A 17,806-nucleotide genomic window follows, 5' to 3' on the forward strand; every position below is an offset into this window, starting at 1 on the left:
AAAGTCAATGCACCGGCTTACTCAGCCTTCTTCTTCGCCGCGCCTTTCGCCGCTGCAGGCCTTGCGGCCGCAGCCACCTTCTCACCCGGCTTCGGCAGCGTGCCCTTCACCTCTTCCCAGGCCGGATTCAGCGTCGCCTCTTTCAGGCTGAAATTGCGGAAGTCCACCGACTGGCCGCTGACGGTGAAGCCAGGAGCAGCCTTCTCCTTGAGGAACAGCTCATTCGAGCCCCAGGCCACCAGGTCGTCCACCTTGCCCAGCATTTTGTCTCCCACCATCTCCAGCCGCACCTTGTGCCAGCCCTCGCCCAGCTCCGTAGGGAAGCGCGCAAACACCACCGCTTTGTCCGGACCTTCGTGGTCATTGTCATCACGCTGAATCGCCACCGACTTCGGCGTGATCATGATCCGCGCCATGTGGTCCTTGATCGCGTTGATCGAAAGGCTCGTGCCTTTCGCGCCTGCAAACTTGAACTCGTACTCGATCACGAAATCCGTCAGCTTGTTCGGCAGTCGCGTCACCGCGCCGTGCTTGTCCGCTTCCAGCTCAGAGCCGCGCAGCACGCCGTCCACCGGCTTCCACTCGCCTTTGGCAGCCTTCCATGGCGCGCCTGCACCATCGCTGAGTTTGTTTTCATAAATAACTTTGCCCGGAATGGCGAGGAGCGGCTTGTCTTCAGCACGTGCGCCAAAGGCGGCCAGAGCGAGAGTCAGGGTGAGCAGGGAGGTAGGTTTCATGGAAAGGTGAGAACGAAAGGCCGCCATCCTTGTTGCGTGAAATTTCCCGTCCTGATACAACCAGCGCATGCGCACGATCACGGTCTGCCTCATCCTCCTCCTCACCAGCATGCACGCCGCCGAACCCAACACCGCCGCCGAGGCCTGGCTCGCAAAAACCAAAATCGCCCCGCCCCTCAAGGTGCCAGCCTCCCTCGAAGCATGGCAGCAGCAGCGCGCCGGCATCCGGGCCAAGCTGAACGAACTCCTCGGTGATCTCCCTCCGCGCCCGCCTGTCTCCGCCTTTCAAATCATCAGCCGCGAAGACAAAGGCGCCTACACCCTGGAAACCCTCCAGTTCGACAACGGCGCGGGCGAAATCGTCAAAGGCTACCTCTTCCTGCCCAAGACTGCCACGCCGCAGCATAAAGCTCCCGCCATCCTCTACTGCCACTGGCACGGCGGCCAGTATGACATCGGCAAACAGGAGCTGCTGCAAACCAACGCCACCCCCGTGGCCGCAGGCCCCGCGCTGGCGCAGGCGGGTTACATCGTCCTCGGCATCGACGCCCCGTGCTTCGGCGAGCGCAACGGCCACGGCCCCGACGGCCCGCAGCAGAAGGGCGGCAATGGCGAGATGACCGCCGCCAAATTTCACCTCTGGGCCGGACGCACCCTCTGGGGCATGATGCTGCGCGATGACCTCACCGCCCTCGACTACCTCTGCTCACGTCCCGAAGTCGATGCGCAGCGCATCGGCGTCACCGGCATCAGCATGGGTTCCACCCGCAGCTGGTGGATCATGGCGCTCGATGACCGCCCCCGTGCCGCCGTCTGCGTCGGCTGCATGACCCGCTACGAAGAACTCATCCGTGCAGGCATGCTCAAAGCCCACGGCATCTACTACTTCGTCCCCGGCATGCTCAAGCACTTCGATACCGAAAGCGTCATCGCCCTCGCCGCACCCCGCCCCATGCTCTTCATGACGGGCGATCAAGACAGCGGCTCTCCCACCGATGGCGTGCGCCACATCGGCGAAATCGTCAGCCAAATCTATGCCCTTCACGGCAGCGACACGGCATCCCATTTCGAAAACCAAATCTACCCCAACGTCGGTCACGTCTATCTCCCTGAAATGTGGGAGCACACCCTCAAATGGCTCGACCGCTGGGTGAAGAATTGATTCAATGCCTTTGCCATGAACTTCCCGCCCAAGGCCATCAGCATCCTTCTCCTGGTGCAGTGCCTGTTTATCTGGATGGGGTATGCGTTCACTCGGAAAATGGCGCGGTTGATGGCAGAAACGGAGTCACCGCTTCTGCTATTGAACGCCCTGCCGGATCATATGTTGTTCGTCCTCAGAGCAGGTCTGTGGGCCTTGCTGCTCCCTCTTCTTTGGGCAGCATGGGTCAGCCTTCGTTCGGAATCGCATCAAGGCATTCCGATGACACAATCCACGGATGCCAAAATAACTGCCGGCCTGACTGTTCTGGTGGTCTGTGTGTGGTCCTATGGCGCGATGCAGGCCGCAGATGCAGCCTTTGGTTATCACGGTCCGCTGACAGTGATGAATCTCACGAGTTGATGTGAGGAGTGGGATTGGACAAGATCGTCAAAGCGCGCCAACAGCTACACCTTCACGCCCACTCGTTTACCACGAGCTCAAATCATCATGCAGCTGCTCCATCTCATGCGAGAAGGCCGCACGCTCCGGCATGTCAGGTTCACCGTAGGGCACGATCTCGATCACGTTCTTCCTCAGCGCGGTGATCCCGCTGCCGCCGTCCGCCTGCTGAATGGTCTTCCAGGCGCAGTCCGCAAAGCGTGCCGCGAGAATGCAGTCCTGCGGTGTCGTGTGGCCGCCGCGCTGCAAGTGCCCCAGCACGGAAGGCCGCACCTCCAGGTCGGGGAAGGGGGCTCCGGAGCGCTGGAAGTATTGCTGGAAGGCATCCATCAGCACATAGGCGCGGTTGCGTTTCTGGGGCGGGTCAAACTCCACGCCTTCAGCCACCAGCACGATGGCATGTCCGCGGCCACGCGTCATCGCGCCTTCGATCTCCGCCGCCAGTTTCTTCATCGCATCTTCGTTCAGCGCTCCTGATTCAGGGGTGATGATCATTTCCGCGCCGGACGCCAGGCCCGCCATGCGTGCCAGGTCTCCGCTCGCACGGCCCATCGTTTCCAGCACCATCACCCGGCGATGGCTTCGCGCGGTGTCGATGAAGTGATCCACCGCCCACACCAGCGTGTTCACCGCGGTGTCCACGCCCAGCGCCATGTCGGTAAACTGCAGGTCGTTGTCGATGGTGGCCGGAATGCCGATCACACGCAGGTCGCTCTCCTCCGCCAGCAGCCGCGCTCCTGTGAGGGAGCCGTCGCCGCCCACTACCACCAGCGCCCGCACATTCAGGCCCTTCAGCAGTTTGATCACGCTGTCGCGCACCTTTTTCTCGTGAAATTCCAGGCAGCGGGCAGAGCCGAGGATGGTGCCCCCCTTGCCCATGATGCCGCTCACGCTGGCATGGTCCATCTGAATGATGTGAAGCTGCTCCGAGATCAGGCCCGCCCGTCCGGTGTGGGAGGCGATGTCCTGCTTCAGCCGCACCATCGCTTCCGGATCGTTGTTCACGGCCCGTGCCGTGCGTACCAGGCCGCGGTAGCCGTCCCGAATTCCCAGCACGGCGATCTTCTCACGGTTCAGGCCCAGACGCACGATGGCACGCAGAAAAGCATTCATGCCGGGCGCATCACCACCACTGAAGAGTACGGCGACGGATTGTTCGGGAAAGGTAGCGCTCATGGAAATTAGGTTGGAGGGGATTATCTGCTTAGCGAGCACCGCCCTCCCTGCAAGTGACGGCTGATGTCTCGCGAAATGCCGGATCCCGAATGTCAATAAGTCCCGCATTTCACCCCCCCGGCCTCCGGCAGTCTGTATTCAGCATTCCCGCTCTTGCCCAGCCCTCCTGCGCGTGGTTAGTGCCCCAGTGTCCCCCGCCTTCGCCACCTCTCTTTTTCCGTTCATTGCCGCCCTTCTGTACGCCTTCGGCGCCCTCGTGCTCAAGCGCTCCAGCGATCTCGGAGTCGGCCTCTGGCGCACCACATTTGTCGCAAATGTGATCGTCGCGGGCCTCTTTTCCCTGCTCTGGCTGCTCGGCGGCCCCCCGGTGGAAAAAGAAATGCTCTGGCAGCCCGGCATCATCGCCATGTGCCTTTTCATCGGCCAGCTCTCCCAGTTCCTCGCTTTGGAAAAGGGGGATGTCTCCGTCGCCGTCCCCGTCTTCGGGTTGAAGGTCATCCTCGTCGCCTTCTTCACCCCCATCCTCATTGGAGACCCTGTCAGCCTCAAGCTCTGGATCGCCGCCTTCCTCAGCGTCCTTGGCATCACCTTTCTGAATCGCAAAGACGCCGGCAAGCCCCCGCGTCATCTGCTCATCACCTTTGTCGCCGGCGGCATTGGAGCCGTCGCCTTCGCTGTGTTTGATGTCCTCGTGCAAAAGTGGGGCCCCCATTGGGGAGGAGCGGGCCGCCTCCTGCCCTGCATCTTCTGGATCAATGCGCTGCTCTCCTTCGGCCTTGTTTTCCGCTTTTCCGCCCCTCTCAGCGCCATTCGCCCGCAGGCCTGGCCCTGGCTCGCCGGCGGCTCTGCTTTGCTCGGCACCCAGAGCATCATCTTCGTCAGCACCCTCGCCATCTACGGCAAAGCCACCTCGGCCAACATCGTTTATGCCTCCCGCGGCCTCCTCAGCATCGTCCTCGTCTGGATGATCGGCCACTGGTTCAAAAACGCCGAGCAGCACCTCGGCCCCACCGTCATGCGCTGGCGCCTCGCCGGAGCCTTGCTGATGATGAGCGCCATCGTGCTGGTGGTGGTGTGAAATAGCGCGACAGCGTCCCCGGAGTGCGGCGCTTCAGCGCCGCTTTCGAGCGTCCCATGACGAACTCTGCTTCCAGTCCTTGGTGCAGTCCAAGACATCTGCGTCTCCCCCGTCGCTTCCCGCCGTTTTTCGCCTTCCTCTCATGCGTAACCCTGCCGCTAACCCGAAGCGCAAAGAACTCGTTGTCAGCCATCGCACTGCGATCATGTTCCAGCATGATCTTGGAAACCATTCCCGCCTTGAGTGCGCTCACGGCAGATCAAAAGCTCCAGCTCGTGAGTGAGCTTTGGCAGGATGTTTCGCGTGAAACCACTATTACCGCCCAGACCACTGCGCTGCTCGACAAGTGCCTTCAGGAATGTGCGGCCAATCCCGATGCCGTCCGAACTACCGAGCAGGTGACAGCAGGCATTCAGGAACTCAAGAAACACATTGCGGCATCCCGTGCATGACCACCGTCTGGACACTCGGCGCTGATGTTGTTGCCCATCGTCCGCGCTCTCAACAGCACCTAAGCCCGTAGGGCTGTCACAACCGTAGCCGTGGGTGAAACCCACGGTAACCGCGGATCGATGAACAGGCGGGCACGTGGAACCGCGTAGCGGTGACACAAGACCTCCGCAAACCATCTGACCCGCAAGTCACCCTCCGCGCATCGCGTTTGTAGCCCCATGAAGATCTCTCTCCGGTTGGCTGGCTTTCTCATCACCGCGTGCTTCTCCCACGGCGCCGAAGTCCCGCCCCAGCCCTTCTTCGCCGCCACGCAGCGTCTCATCGACGCCACCGCCTTCCTCGGCTCTCCCTTCACGCCCGAAGAGCTCACCACCCTGCGCACTTGCATCCAGGCCCACGACGCCGCTTCCATCGCCAAAGCGCAGACCGTCCTCGACGCCCACGCTCTCTTCCACGTCACCATCACCCCCGAGCAACGCGTCAAAGTCGAACGCGGCTCCGCCAAGCCCGTCCTCGATGAATCCGGCTGGCGTCAGTACCTCGTGCGTGTGGAAAACGAAGCCGGCGTCACCGCCAAGCTCGCCGCCTCCAGTCCGCAGGCCAAAGAAGTGTACGTCAAAGGCTCCCCGCCCGTCGTGCCAAACGTCAAGCCGCGCGATCCCGGCCAGCCACCGCTTGCCGCCCGCTGGCTGGACGTGCACCTGTTTGACTCCCCGCCGCAGCAGCCCACGCTCAGCGGCCTCGGCCTCGAATACCGCATCATCCAGCTTTACAGCAGCGAAGCAGGCAAACGCGAAGCCACCTTCAGCTTCGACACCGGCCAGGGCACGCAGGACCTCGGCTTCCGCGCTGAAACCAGCATCCTCTTCGACTCCCTGCCTGCTCGCGAGGTTACGCTCAGCATCACGGATGAAAACGGCAAGCCCTGCATGGCCGAACTCCTCATCAAAGACCACGCCGGACGCATCTACCCCAGCCAGATCAAACGCATCGCGCCAGACTTCTTCTTCCACCCGCAGATCTACCGTGGCGATGGCGAAGTAATAAAGCTCCCCGATGGCGCATACGACATCACCTTCCGCCGCGGCCCCGAATCCATCCCCGAACAGCGCGCCGTCAAAATCACCGGCCAAAACACCACGTTCAAATTCCAGGTCCAGCGTTGGATCGATCCCAGCAAACGCGGCTGGTGGAGCGGCGACCACCACATCCACGCCGCCGGCTGCGCGCACTACTCCGTGCCCAGCATGGGCGTGCACGCACCAGACATGGCCCGCCATTGCATGGGCGAAGATTTGAAGATCGGTGCCAATCTCACCTGGGGTCCCTGCTTCGATTACCAGAAACAATTCTTCACCGGCAAAGAAGACAAAGAATCCCGCTTCCCCTTCCTGCTCCGCTACGATGTGGAGGTCAGCGGTTTCGGCTCCCACAAAAGCGGCCACCTCTGCCTGCTCAAGCTTAAAGAGCAGATGTACCCCGGCGGCGACAGCACCGCACACTGGCCCACCCTTTGCCTCAACACTTTGAAGTGGGCCAAAAAACAAGGTGCCCTCTGCGGCCCCGCGCACAGCGGCTGGGGCCTGCAACCGCTCGCCGAAAACGACCCCGCACGAAAACAAAACTACAAGCTCGGCATCCCCAGCGCCACGGATGAACTCCCCAACTTCATCATCCCGCCCTTCAACGGCATCGGCGCCAATGAATACATCGTCGATGTCACGCACCTGGTCGAAGGCCCCGACGGCAAACCGGTGCCCGCAGTCGATTTCCTTTCCACTGTGGACACCCCGCACACCTGGGAGCTCAACATCTGGTACCACACCCTCAATGCCGGCTTCCGCACCCGCATCAGCGGCGAGACGGACTTCCCCTGCATCTACGGCGAGCGCGTGGGCCTCGGCCGCGCGTATGTGAAACTCGACGGCCGCCTCACCTACGACGCCTGGTGCGAAGGCATCCGCTCCGGCCGCGCCTACGTCAGCGATGGCAAGAGCCACCTCATGGATTTCAAAGCGAATGATCAAGAGCTCGGCGTCAAAAACAGCGAACTCAAACTCGCCAAGCCCGCCACCCTCAAGCTCACCGCCAAAGTCGCCGCCCGCCTCGATGACAAACGCCATCCTGAAATTCAGTCCGCCCCCGTCGATCAAAAACCCTTCTGGGATCTCGAGCGCGCCCGCGAAGGCACCTCGCATGAAGTGCCCGTCGAAGTCATCGTCAATGGTGTCTCCGTCGCCCAGAAAAACATTCTCGCCGACGGCTCCACCCGCGACATCACCTTTGACGTCCCCATTTCAAAAAGCTCCTGGGTCGCCCTCCGCATCCGCGCCAGCTCCCACACCAATCCCATCTTCGTCATCGTGAATGACAAGCCCATCCGCGAGAAGACCAGCCTCGAATGGTGCCTCAAATGCGTCGATCAATGCTGGTCGCAAAAAGAAGCCCTCATCGACCCCAAAGAACACGCCGATGCCGTCGCAGCGTATGAGCATGCACGGCAGGTGTATCGGGAGCGCTTGGCAGAATAACACTCCCGAAGGGAGCAAAGAAATTAGCCGGTGGTGAAGCGAGGCTTGGCGAGCGAGAACCACTGGACCACGCGCACGTCGTATTCACGACCAAGGTCGCATGCCGGAGGTATGCGAGAAGCGTTCATTCACCCATCGGCCCCTGAATCTCACATGCCTCTCTCGCGCATTTCCCCGTTGCTCCCTCACTCATCCCGCACAATCACAAACGTCCTCGCGCTCAATCCGCCCGCGTTGTCCTTCGCTTCGATCTCATGCCTCCCCGGCTTCAGAATCGCAAACGTGTGCGCCCCCTCGCTGCGCAGTTCCAGGGTTTTGCATTCCCATCGCACACGCTCCGTCCCCACTGCCTGCAGCAGCAGCCGGCTCCCGTTGTTTCGAATATCCGGATCCAGAATAATGACCGTTCCTGGAATCGGATTCGTGATCCGCAGCACCGCTCGCGTCTCCGTCTCTGCCGTCGTCACCAGATCGCCCAGCCAGTTTCCGCTGCTTTTGATCCACCCCGCATACTCGCGCGGCAGAATCGCCCGGCCCTTCGCGTCATAATCACCCGCCTGCGCCACCGGCGGCAGCTTTCCGCCGATGAAAAACTCATCCCGGCTCACTCGCGCAGGCGGCGTTTGTGGCGTCAGGCGTCTGCCCGTGCGCGGATCAATGCGCGACCGCACGATGTCCTTGGGCATGGCATACCAGCTCATGGCATGCTTTTCATGTAGGTGCAGCATCACGTCTTTAAAGATCGGTCCCGCGCCCGTGACGCCGCTCACATCCTGCATCGGTGTGTTGTCAAAATTCCCGGCCCACACCCCCACGGTGAACTCCGGCGTGTAGCCCAGAGTCCAGTTATCCCGAAAGGTCGAGCTCGTCCCCGTTTTCACCGCGCACTTAAACGGCAGCCGCAGCACCGACCACCCGCCAAACGCCATCTCCCGGGCCTGATTGTCGCTGAGGATGTCCGCGATCATCCAGCTCTCATTTTCACCCAGCAGCCGTTGCTCCGTCGCCGCACGCTCATCCTGCCGCAGCGTCCATGGCTTGTAGCGTCCCAGCCGCGCCAGGCACGCATACGCATTCGCGAGTTCCATCAGCCGCACAGACGCATTCCCAATCGTCAGCCCCAGCCCGTAGTGCGCCGCGTCTTCATTCAGTGTGGTCAGCCCCAGCTCCCGCAGCTTCGGCAGCAGCGTCTCCGCACCGCCGATCGAGTCCAGCACCCGCACCGCTGAGATGTTCAGCGAATTCCCCAGCGCATACCGGTACGTCATCGGCCCGTAGCTCCGCAGCGAGAAATTCTCCGGCCTGTACGTCCCCGTGGCCGTGCCAAATTCAATTGGCAGATCCGCCACGATGCTCGCCGGAGTCGCCCCGCGCTCAAACGCCAGCAGGTAGGTAAACGGCTTCATCGCCGACCCCGGCGAATGCGGTGCCCACGCTCCGTTGAGCTGCCCGCCATCCTTCGAAAAAAAATCGCGCGATCCCGCCAGCGCCAGCACCGCGCCCGTCGCATTCTCGATCACCACCACCGCCGCATGCGTCACATGCCGTCCTCTCAGCATTTCCAGCCTCTGCGCGATGATCGTCTCCACCTGCTGCTGCAGCGTCGCATCCAGCGTCGTGCGGATCGTCGTCGTCTCCTTGGCCTCGTCTCCGCGCAGCATTTCGATCGCATGCGGTGCCTCAAAGCCGCCGCTGAAGCGCTGCAGCACGATCTTCTGGCTCAGCGCCACGCGATGCTCCTCATCGCTCAGCCAGTGCAGCTCATGCATCTGCTCCAGGATGTGCTGCTGCCGCAGCACCGCGCCCGCCATGTTTTGAAAAGGATTCAACCGCGTCGGAGACTGCGGCAGCGCCGCCAGCAGCGCACACTCCGCCGGCGTCAGATCTCCCAGCGGCTTGTGAAAATATCCCGAGGACGCAGTCGCGGCACCCGTCATCAGATTGCCAAACGAAACCCGGTTGGCATACGCCGCCATCACCTCCGCACGGCTCCACGTGAGCGCCAGCTTTCGCGCCCGCAGCGCCTCCATGAATTTCACCCACAGCGTGCGTTTGCCGGACTGCGGCGTCGAGATCTTGATCAACTGCTGATGAATCGTGGAAGCTCCCGACACCACGCGCCGACTTTTCACGTTGTCCCTCGTGGCACGCATGATCGCCACCAGATCCACACCATCGTGGCTGAAGAACCGCTTGTCCTCCGCCGCTACGAGCGCATGCACCAGCGCTTGCGGCATTTCGTCATACGTGACTGGCGGTGCCGAGCGCGTGCCATCTTCATTCAGCAAATGCCGCAGCGGCGTGCCATCCCGCGCCAGATACAGCTTTGACGACGGCGGCGGCCTCAGCAGCGCCTCCGGCAGATCCACCAGCCTCGGCAGCACCCACCACCCCACCACCCACAGGATGATCGGTGTGATGACAAAGACTTTCCAGCGCTGCCGCATGCGGCAATGAACGCGAACTGGAGCTGAAATCCAGAGCGCGATACTTGCGAACGGGCGGCTGGCACCTGAAAACAACATACAAAGACGCTGTCGCGCTCGCCTAGCTTCGCACCTGCCTCCTAGCGTGTTCTTTGAGAGCGTGCCCTCTTGACCATCCCCATCCTCCGTCGCAGCATGCCCCGCCCGCATGACGTCTCTTCCGCCCACCATCGCCTGCCTCGGTCCCGAGGGCAGCTTCTCGCATCTCATCACCCAGATGCGCTTCCCCGGCCTCACCGTCAGCCTCCGCGACAACATCGGCGACGTCTTCGCCTTCCTCGCCACCAACCCCGAGGCCCAGGGCATCGTCCCCATCGAAAACTCCTCCGGCGGCTTCATCATCGACACCGTGGACCGCCTCGTGGACACCCGCAGCACCCTTTCCATTCTCGAAGAACTCACGCTCGATGTGAAGCTGGCCCTCCTCGGCAGGGCCGGGGAGTCCATCACCTCCATCCACTCCCACGCCATGCCCTTCTACCATGGCGACGACTGGCTCAAGGCCAACTACCCGGACGTCAAACGCGTCGTCGAACCCAGCACCGCCAAAGCCGCCGAAAAAGCCGTCGCCACGCCCGGTGCAGCCGCCATCGGCCCACGTCAAAATGCCGAGCGCCACGGCCTGCAGATTCTCCATTTTCCCATCGCCGGTGAGGTGCCAAACATCACTCAGTTCTACCTCATCGGCCACACCGCCAACACCCCATCGCAGGGGCACAACCGCACCGCCCTCATCGTCGAGCTTCCTGACCGCCCCGGCAGCCTCTGCCGCTTCCTTACGCCGCTCAGCGAGAACAGCATCAACATGAAGCGCCTGGAATCCCGCCCCATCCGCGGCCAGCCAAACAAGTACCGCTTTTACATCGAGATCGAAGGCTCCACCGCCGACCCCCGCGTGCAAAAAGCCCTCGATCAAACCCGCGCCGATGGTGCCACCCTCCGCAGCGTCGGCTCCTTTTCCGCTGACCAGCGCTTTGAGTCGTAGTCGGGCCATTCCTGGCCCGTCTGGCAACTGCATCACCAACACTCTTCCGACCCGCTCCAACCCATGAAGAAACCCCTCCTCCTCACCACCCTTCTGGCCCTCTCCGCCAGCCTCGCTTGCGCCGCCGCGCCCACCATCTCCAAACGCGCCAGCGAGATCGATCCCCGCGCCAAAGAGCACCCTGAAATCGACTTCGTTTTCACCGATAAAAAAGGCAAGCCGCAGGACACGCAGAACGCCAGCGTGGACACCAGCGTCAAGCCCCAGGGCAAGCTCGTCATCTGGCTCATGGGCCACAACGCTCAGCTCTTCGAGCGCCTGAATAGCTACGGCCTCCACGCCATCCAGCCGCATTACGCCAACAAATGGTTCGGCCTCATCCCCTCCGACAAACGCGACAGCGGCAAAGTCCTCGGCGACATCCGCCTCGAAGCCTGCACTGGCCAGGATGTCAGCGATCTCGTCAGCATTCCGCAGCCGGACAGCATGATGGAGCGCTCCTTCCAGTTCGTGAAATGGCTCGCCAAAGAGCATCCCGAAGGCAAGTGGGACCAGTTCATTTCCGAAGACGGCAAAGGCCTCCGCTGGGACAAAGTCATCGTCTCCGGCGCCTCCCATGGCGCCACCACCTCCGCCCGTTTTGCCAAGCACCAGAAAGTTGATCGTGTCGTCTGTTTCTGCGGCCCTCGGGACAACTACGACTCCTGGCAGTCCCTCCCCTCCGCCACACCGGGCAACCGCATCTTCGGCTTCAGCCACGTCCTCGACAGCGGCTGGACCGGCGACCACTACTGCCGCTCCTGGGAAATGATGGGCCTCAATCAGTTTGGCCCCATCGTGAACGTCGATATCAGCGCCCCACCCTTTCAAAACACCCGCCGCCTCATCACCGATGCCGATGTGAAAGGCGATGACAAACGCGCCCACGGCTCCGTCACCCCCGGCGGCTCCGCCGTGAAGGACAAAGACGGCAAATACATCCACGAAGCCGTCTGGCACTACCTCTTCAATCACCCCGTCGATCAAACCGGCTCCCCCACCCCCGCCGATCCCGACTGCGTGAAGGATCAGCAGAAGAAAGCTCGTTAATCCCCACCCTCTTCGTATTGGAGTCCCGGCTCCTCACCATCGTCCTCGTCCTCCTACTCGAACTCGTCCTCGATCCTTCCAACTCCGCAAACCCCAGCCCTTCTTCGTATTGTAGTACCGGCTTCAGCCGGTCTGGTCCGGGAAGCCCCACAAACCCGCACAACACCTCCAAACCACCCACCGTCCGTACGTAGTTCGGGCTTCAGCCCGTCCGGCCTCTTCCCACCCCACCACTCTCCCCTCCCAACCATGCGCATCCGCCCCCTCACCATCGCCGCCGTCGTCACCCTCAGTTCCATCCTCAACGCCGCAGACAATCCCTTCGTCGGCCGCTGGGCGCTCACCATCCCTGGTGGCGGCGCAGGCTGGCTCGGCGTCGAATCCAAAGACGGCGCTCTCACCTCCAGCGTCCTCTGGGGCGGCGGCAGCGTGGTCCCCACCGCCAGCACCAAGCTCGATGGCGATACCCTCATCGTCACCCGCGAGCAGAAGAACAAGGAAGGCAAGCTCAACGCCACCGAAACCATCACCGCCAAAGCCGACGGCGATGTCCTCAAACTCACCACCGCCAAGAAAAACGCCGCAGGCAAAGACGTCGGCCAGCCCCAGGAGTTCACCGGCAAGCGCATCCCCGCTGTGCCCGCCGCACCCGATCTCTCCAAAGTGAAATTCGGCGAGTCCATCCAGCTCCTCAATGGCAAGGACCTCACCGGCTGGCGCTTGATGAACGACAAGGCAGACAACGGCTGGAGCGTCGTCGATGGCGCGCTGCAGAACCGCGTGGTGAAGGCCAAGGACAAGCACTTCGGCAATCTCCGCACCGACGCCGAGTTTGAAGACTTCAATCTGAAAACCGAAGTGCGCACCTCGGAAGGCAGCAACAGCGGCATCTACCTCCGCGGCATCTATGAAGTGCAGGTTATGGAAAGCTTTGGCCAGCCCCTCGACTCCCACCACATGGGCGCGCTCTACAGCCGCATCACCCCCAGCGTCGCTGCCGAGAAACCCATCGGCGAATGGCAGACCCTCGACATCACCCTCGTGGACCGCCACCTCACCGTCATCCTCAATGGCAAGACCATCATCGACAACGCCCCCGTCCTCGGCTGCACCGGCGGCGCCATGAGCAGCGATGAGTTCAAGCCCGGCCCCATCTACCTCCAAGGCGACCACACCAACGTGGACTACCGCAACATGGTCCTGCGCCCGGTGGTGAAGTAACCCGATGCCCGCTCGTAGGATGGGCGTGGCGACAGCCCGCCCGTCCTTCAGCGCGTGTTAACGCCCATGCCTTGCAGCCGCCCAGCGCCGCCTGGCTCCCTGCTAGCCCGCATTTCTCACCCCACCGGAGATCTGCGAACAGCGTGTTGCACGCTTGGATGTAGCTCGGTATTCCGATACCGAGTCGTCCCCGTCACGGTATCGGAATACCGCGCTACATCGCCGCCAGTCAATGTCGAAAGCATGCACAGCGAACATCCCACTGATTTTCAAACAGCCTCCAGCTCCGGCCATCCAGCATCCAGCCTCACAGCCCCAGCCGTTCCTTCACCGCCTTGATGGCCTTGTGCCGGTTGTCCACCGCGAGCTTTTTGAAAATGTGCTCAATGTGCCGGTTCGCCGTGTGCGTGGCGATGTCCAGAATCTGCGCGATCTCCGGGTTGCTCTTGCCCTCATAGACCCAGTGCATCACCTCCGCCTCGCGCACCGTGAGGCCCAGCGTTTCCAGTCGTTTGATGGAAAGCTTGGCCACCTCCACGCGCACCAGCAGGTAGAAGCGGTCGTCCTTGCAGCGTGCCAGAGAGAGCACCAGGCGGTGATCCTGCTGCTCCATTTCCAGCGGCGGGGAGACCTTCTCATTCACGTCCGCCAGCTTCTGCAGCCACTGGCGGATCTGCGGCGGCAGAAAGTAATGCGCCGCACCGGGCGCGCGCTCCAGCGCTTTGCCAAAGAACCAGTGGGCCGCTTTGTCTCCTTCGATGATTTCTCCCTTGTCCGTCACAATCAGCAGCTCGCATGCCGCGGAGGAGGCCGGTACATCGCTGGGCGTCTGCGGTGCAAACTCCGTGGTCTTTCCCAGGATGGAGCTGTGGTGCGGCGGAGGCTGCGAGGCATTGTAAAAACTCATGCGCTGATTCGCGATGCGGATCTCATCTCCGTTCCGCAGGCGCCGTGCGCAGTTCAGTCGCAGACCATTGACGACGATGCCATTGCGGCTTCCCAGATCATTGATCCACCAGTCGTCGTTCAAGTTCATCAGCACTGCGTGCCGCCTTGAGGCCTGCACATTGTTGATCGGGATGTCGTTGTCAGAACGGCGTCCGATGAAGCAGGGACCCGAGAGTGTGTGCTCTCCACCGCTCCATTTCAGACAGGCTGGTTGGCCATGCATACCGGCATTCACAGGCATGCTTAAGAATCTGCGCAGATTCACACAAAGTGCAACGCGTGCGAAAAAAATTCGCAGGTATTGGCAGGTCTGCCAATAGCGCGTTTTTCAGACCAGTGGGAGAGGTGGCATGGCACAGCCACACGCTCATGAAAACCAATGTTTTGGAATCTGTTCAGACACGCTCCTCCCGGGCGTGTTCTGTGTCTGCCAGTGCTGCCAGCAGAGTGCCCTGCACGCCGCTCGGAAAGAGCACGCAGCGCCCCTTCTGCATGCTCTGCGTTCACTGCCCCAAGTGCCTGGAAAATCCGCATTCCGTCAGCTGCGATCTCTGCGCCGGCTGCAGAGCCTGCTCCATGCATGGCCGCGGTGAGTAGGAGGTGGTGACGTGTCTTTTTTGTCAGGACAGGGCGGGGTGGTTCGTTTATACTACAACCAACCACCCCACCTATGAACACGATCCCTGTACCTCCTCGAGGGCAGGCGGCCTCGTTTCAGCAAGCCGTCTGTGCCCACAACGCCGAAGCGCGTTTCGTCACCCGCAATCTGCACCGCCTCTGGCAGACCCGGCGCATGAAAGCCACCTTTCTGCGTCCTTTTCGGAGGGCTCTACGCCCTCTTCTCGTATGGCTTCGCCAGGACCATGTCTATGTCCAGCACGGCGAGCATGGCGTTCCGCCCGTGGGACTTCGGCTGAAGCAGTTCGGCTGGGAGACCCTGGCGCTCAGCCTCGTGCTGGCACCGCTGGCCTTCATCATGCTGCTCCCGCTTCTCATCGTCATCTTCCCGGTGGCCGTTCTCATCGGCCTGGGGGCTTTCAGTGCCTCAGCTCTGCAGGCAGATGCGGATGATGTGGAGCATCACACCCTGACCTGGCACGCGATGCATTAGACCGCGCTCTCACGCATGAAAATCCCGGCCCTTCGGTTGTAGGACGGGTGTGGCTTCAGCCCGCCCGTTTATCAGTGCGTTGCAACACTTCACGGCATGCGAAGAGCCTTGAAGCCGTGCCGTTTGGCATGGCGACCGGGAACATGAACGTCCATGACGCCAGACGCTCCCGGCTTGCAACCAGAAAACCGCACGGCACGTCCTGACCGAAAAAAGGTGCTTCAACCTCGATTCGGGGACAGACCCGTTCTGCCCAGATCATGGTATTAGCCTCAAAGGCTCAACAGGATGCTCGCATGCCTACGCGTGCCCAAAGACCTTGGCAGGAGTGGGACCATCCTGGTCCCACAATGGCCCCCAGGTTCTGTCTGCCACTCTCATCCCCGCCGCGTCACAACGCAGCAGAACTTCCCGGGCTCCGTTCAAACATCACCCTGTCCGCGTTTCCCCTCTCTGCGCGTCCCTTCACCCCTGCTTCTGCTTTTTCATCATCCGGTACACCAGCCAGGCCGCGATGTTGATCACCGCCATGGCTCCCAGCAGCTGGGTCAGCGTGGTGGCCAGGCTCCCTTTGCCCAAACCGCTGCCTACCAGACTGAAGGCCACATTCAGAGGCAGGTAGCCCAGCAGCGTGCCCAGCAGAAAGCGCGTGTGCTTCACTGGCGTCATCCCCAGCAGCACGTTCAGCACCAGCCCCGGCACCATGAGCTGCCGCACCCAAAACACCCGGATCACCGAGGGCTTTTTCAGCAGCTTTTTCAACCACGGCCATTTCTCCGCGCGCGACTCCGCCGCGCGCCTAAACCCATGCCGTGATAAAACAAAAGCTCCGTACGAACCCAGCGTCGATGCAACGAGCGAGAGCACCAATCCCTGGCCAAAACCGAAGATCAGCCCAGCCGCCGCGCACAAGGGCAGCCGTGGTACGCCCAGCATCACCGTCCCCGCGCAGGCCGCCATGAAGACCGCATGCGCGCCCCATCCAAACTCACGCACCATCTCCTTCCAGATCTGCACATTCGTGATCCACGCCTTCAGCGGTGTGAAATGTGCCAGCGCCATGAAGGCCGCCACCATCAGCACCGCAAATAGCACCTGGCGCGTCTCCTTGCCCAGCGCACGTGAGGTCTCCTGCTCCACCTCGATCGCAGTCGAGGCATCCAGTTCTTCAGTTTCTGTCCTGGGTTCGTCAGCCGGCGTCATCATTGCAGCTTCCACAGTTTTCCATCGCTGCGCACATAGAGTGCTCCGCCGGAAATGGCGGGCGTCGTCAGCACCGTCTCCTTCAGTTCAATCTCCTTCAAAATCTTCCCCTCCGGCGCTTCCGGATCGATCACCTGAAAAATCCCGCGCTCATTGACAATGTAGATGCGCTTCCCCGCCGCCACAGGCGAACCGCTGAACGGTCCCTTCATGCGCAGCTTCCACGCTTCATCGCCATTCTTCGCGCTCGCCTTGATCAGCACGCCCGCGCCATTCACCACATAGATGGAGTCTCCCAGCACCAGCGGACTCGCCGTGCCCGAGTTCAGCTTCTCATTGCGCCACAGCTGCGTCACCGATCCTTTCTCCGGTGCCAGCGCTGTGATGCCGTGGGACACCGCATACAGCGTCTCGCCCGCGCCCACGCTCGAGGGGATCGTGCTCGCCCCGTCGCTGTAATCCCACACCGTTTTGCCCGTCGCCGGTTCCACGGCCAGGATGCCCTTGCTCGACTGCAGCGCCACTGCGTTCTTCCACACCGTCGCGCTCGTCCAGTTCGCCGCCTTCGGCCGCTCCAGCTTCCACTTGTTGCGGCCCGTCGCCACATCCAGCCCGGCCACAAAGGACTCGCTGTCGTTCTCGCTCTGCACCACCAGTGTGCCATCCATCACCACCGGAGATTGGGACATGCCCAGGCTGTTGCTCGCGTTCGGGTAGTCAAACGTCAGCCCCCGCAGCCAGAGGAGGTTGCCATCCAGATCAAAGGCAAACAGATCGTTCGAGGAAAACAGCGCAAACACCCGCTCCCCGTCGCTGCACGGCGTGTTCGCAGCCACGCAGGTCTTGTTGTGCGTCATCGTGCGCCCGGTGGTGCGCATCGCGCGTTCCCAGCGCTTGCTGCCATCCGCCGCATTGAAGCAAAACACATGCAGCGTCTCCTGCCCCGGCCCGCTCGAGCAGGTCACAAACACCCGGTCTCCCACCACGATCGGAGCCGACAGCCCGCGCCCCGGCAGATCTGCTGACCACGCAATTTTCAAATCATCCGCAGGCACCTTGGCCTCCGTGGAAACAGCCGTGGCATTCGGCCCGCGAAACTGCAGCCAGTCCGCATGCACCGCACCTGTGGCCACGCACAGCATCAATCCCGTCAAAATCGTCTTCATAGTCTTCGTCAGTTTAAAT

The 17,806-nt window shown here is 61.8% G+C and carries 15 protein-coding genes; 9 read left to right on the forward strand and 6 right to left on the reverse strand.

Going from position 1 to position 17,806, the window contains the following annotated elements:
• Window positions 1–17 precede the first annotated feature (17 nt).
• Window positions 18–737: a hypothetical protein gene (locus ACILSO_RS11410; protein ID WP_395737529.1), complete on the reverse strand. Its 720-nt coding sequence runs from the start codon at window positions 735–737 to the stop codon at window positions 18–20.
• A gap of 67 nt (window positions 738–804) precedes the next feature.
• Here ACILSO_RS11410 and ACILSO_RS11415 point away from each other — a divergent pair, with 67 nt between their 5' ends.
• On the forward strand, window positions 805–1,899 hold the full coding sequence (locus ACILSO_RS11415) for an alpha/beta hydrolase family protein (protein ID WP_395737530.1): 1,095 nt from the start codon (window positions 805–807) through the stop codon (window positions 1,897–1,899).
• A 15-nt stretch (window positions 1,900–1,914) separates the two neighbouring features.
• On the forward strand, window positions 1,915–2,301 hold the full coding sequence (locus ACILSO_RS11420; RefSeq protein ID WP_395737531.1) for a hypothetical protein: 387 nt from the start codon (window positions 1,915–1,917) through the stop codon (window positions 2,299–2,301).
• A gap of 66 nt (window positions 2,302–2,367) precedes the next feature.
• On the opposite strand, the gene ACILSO_RS11425 is transcribed toward ACILSO_RS11420, so the two are convergent.
• Window positions 2,368–3,516 carry a 6-phosphofructokinase gene (locus ACILSO_RS11425; protein ID WP_395737532.1) on the reverse strand — a complete coding sequence of 383 codons (1,149 nt, stop codon included), beginning with the start codon at window positions 3,514–3,516 and terminating at the stop codon, window positions 2,368–2,370.
• A gap of 187 nt (window positions 3,517–3,703) precedes the next feature.
• Here ACILSO_RS11425 and ACILSO_RS11430 point away from each other — a divergent pair, with 187 nt between their 5' ends.
• From ACILSO_RS11430 to ACILSO_RS11440, 3 genes are all read left to right on the forward strand, one after another.
• A complete protein-coding gene (locus ACILSO_RS11430; RefSeq protein ID WP_395737533.1) occupies window positions 3,704–4,594 on the forward strand; it encodes an EamA family transporter in 891 nt (296 codons plus the stop codon).
• 215 nt (window positions 4,595–4,809) lie between these two features.
• Window positions 4,810–5,046 (forward strand): addiction module protein, encoded by a 237-nt coding sequence (locus ACILSO_RS11435; RefSeq protein WP_395737534.1) that lies wholly within the window; start codon window positions 4,810–4,812, stop codon window positions 5,044–5,046.
• Between the two features lie 219 nt (window positions 5,047–5,265).
• A complete protein-coding gene (locus ACILSO_RS11440) occupies window positions 5,266–7,578 on the forward strand; it encodes a CehA/McbA family metallohydrolase (RefSeq protein WP_395737535.1) in 2,313 nt (770 codons plus the stop codon).
• Window positions 7,579–7,763: 185 nt separating this feature from the next.
• Here the strand turns inward: ACILSO_RS11440 and pbpC are convergent, their stop codons facing one another.
• Window positions 7,764–10,025: a penicillin-binding protein 1C gene (gene pbpC / locus ACILSO_RS11445; RefSeq protein WP_395737536.1), complete on the reverse strand. Its 2,262-nt coding sequence runs from the start codon at window positions 10,023–10,025 to the stop codon at window positions 7,764–7,766.
• Window positions 10,026–10,212: 187 nt separating this feature from the next.
• On the opposite strand from pbpC, the gene ACILSO_RS11450 reads away from it, so the two are divergent.
• The 3 genes from ACILSO_RS11450 to ACILSO_RS11460 all read left to right on the forward strand — a co-directional run bounded on the left by ACILSO_RS11450 (window position 10,213) and on the right by ACILSO_RS11460 (window position 13,359).
• Window positions 10,213–11,049 carry a prephenate dehydratase gene (locus ACILSO_RS11450; protein ID WP_395737537.1) on the forward strand — a complete coding sequence of 279 codons (837 nt, stop codon included), beginning with the start codon at window positions 10,213–10,215 and terminating at the stop codon, window positions 11,047–11,049.
• 63 nt (window positions 11,050–11,112) lie between these two features.
• Window positions 11,113–12,138 carry a BPSS1187 family protein gene (locus ACILSO_RS11455; protein ID WP_395737538.1) on the forward strand — a complete coding sequence of 342 codons (1,026 nt, stop codon included), beginning with the start codon at window positions 11,113–11,115 and terminating at the stop codon, window positions 12,136–12,138.
• Window positions 12,139–12,387: 249 nt separating this feature from the next.
• Complete coding sequence (locus tag ACILSO_RS11460) at window positions 12,388–13,359, forward strand: DUF1080 domain-containing protein (protein WP_395737539.1); 972 nt, start codon at window positions 12,388–12,390, stop codon at window positions 13,357–13,359.
• Between the two features lie 307 nt (window positions 13,360–13,666).
• Here ACILSO_RS11460 and ACILSO_RS11465 read toward each other — a convergent pair whose 3' ends face one another.
• Window positions 13,667–14,530, reverse strand: coding sequence for an FHA domain-containing protein (locus ACILSO_RS11465; RefSeq protein ID WP_395737540.1), 864 nt, complete (start codon window positions 14,528–14,530; stop codon window positions 13,667–13,669).
• A gap of 447 nt (window positions 14,531–14,977) precedes the next feature.
• Here ACILSO_RS11465 and ACILSO_RS11470 point away from each other — a divergent pair, with 447 nt between their 5' ends.
• Window positions 14,978–15,418, forward strand: coding sequence for a hypothetical protein (locus tag ACILSO_RS11470; RefSeq protein ID WP_395737541.1), 441 nt, complete (start codon window positions 14,978–14,980; stop codon window positions 15,416–15,418).
• Between the two features lie 465 nt (window positions 15,419–15,883).
• On the opposite strand, the gene ACILSO_RS11475 is transcribed toward ACILSO_RS11470, so the two are convergent.
• Entirely contained in the window at window positions 15,884–16,624 is a 741-nt protein-coding gene (locus ACILSO_RS11475) for a TVP38/TMEM64 family protein (RefSeq protein WP_395737542.1), read from the reverse strand.
• Window positions 16,621–17,787, reverse strand: a complete 1,167-nt coding sequence (locus tag ACILSO_RS11480) for a PQQ-binding-like beta-propeller repeat protein (RefSeq protein WP_395737543.1) — start codon at window positions 17,785–17,787, stop codon at window positions 16,621–16,623. Before ACILSO_RS11480 ends, ACILSO_RS11475 begins: the two co-directional genes overlap by 4 nt.
• Window positions 17,788–17,806: the final 19 nt, after the last annotated feature.

This window comes from Prosthecobacter sp. (assembly GCF_044226605.1).
Lineage (GTDB): Bacteria > Verrucomicrobiota > Verrucomicrobiia > Verrucomicrobiales > Verrucomicrobiaceae > Prosthecobacter.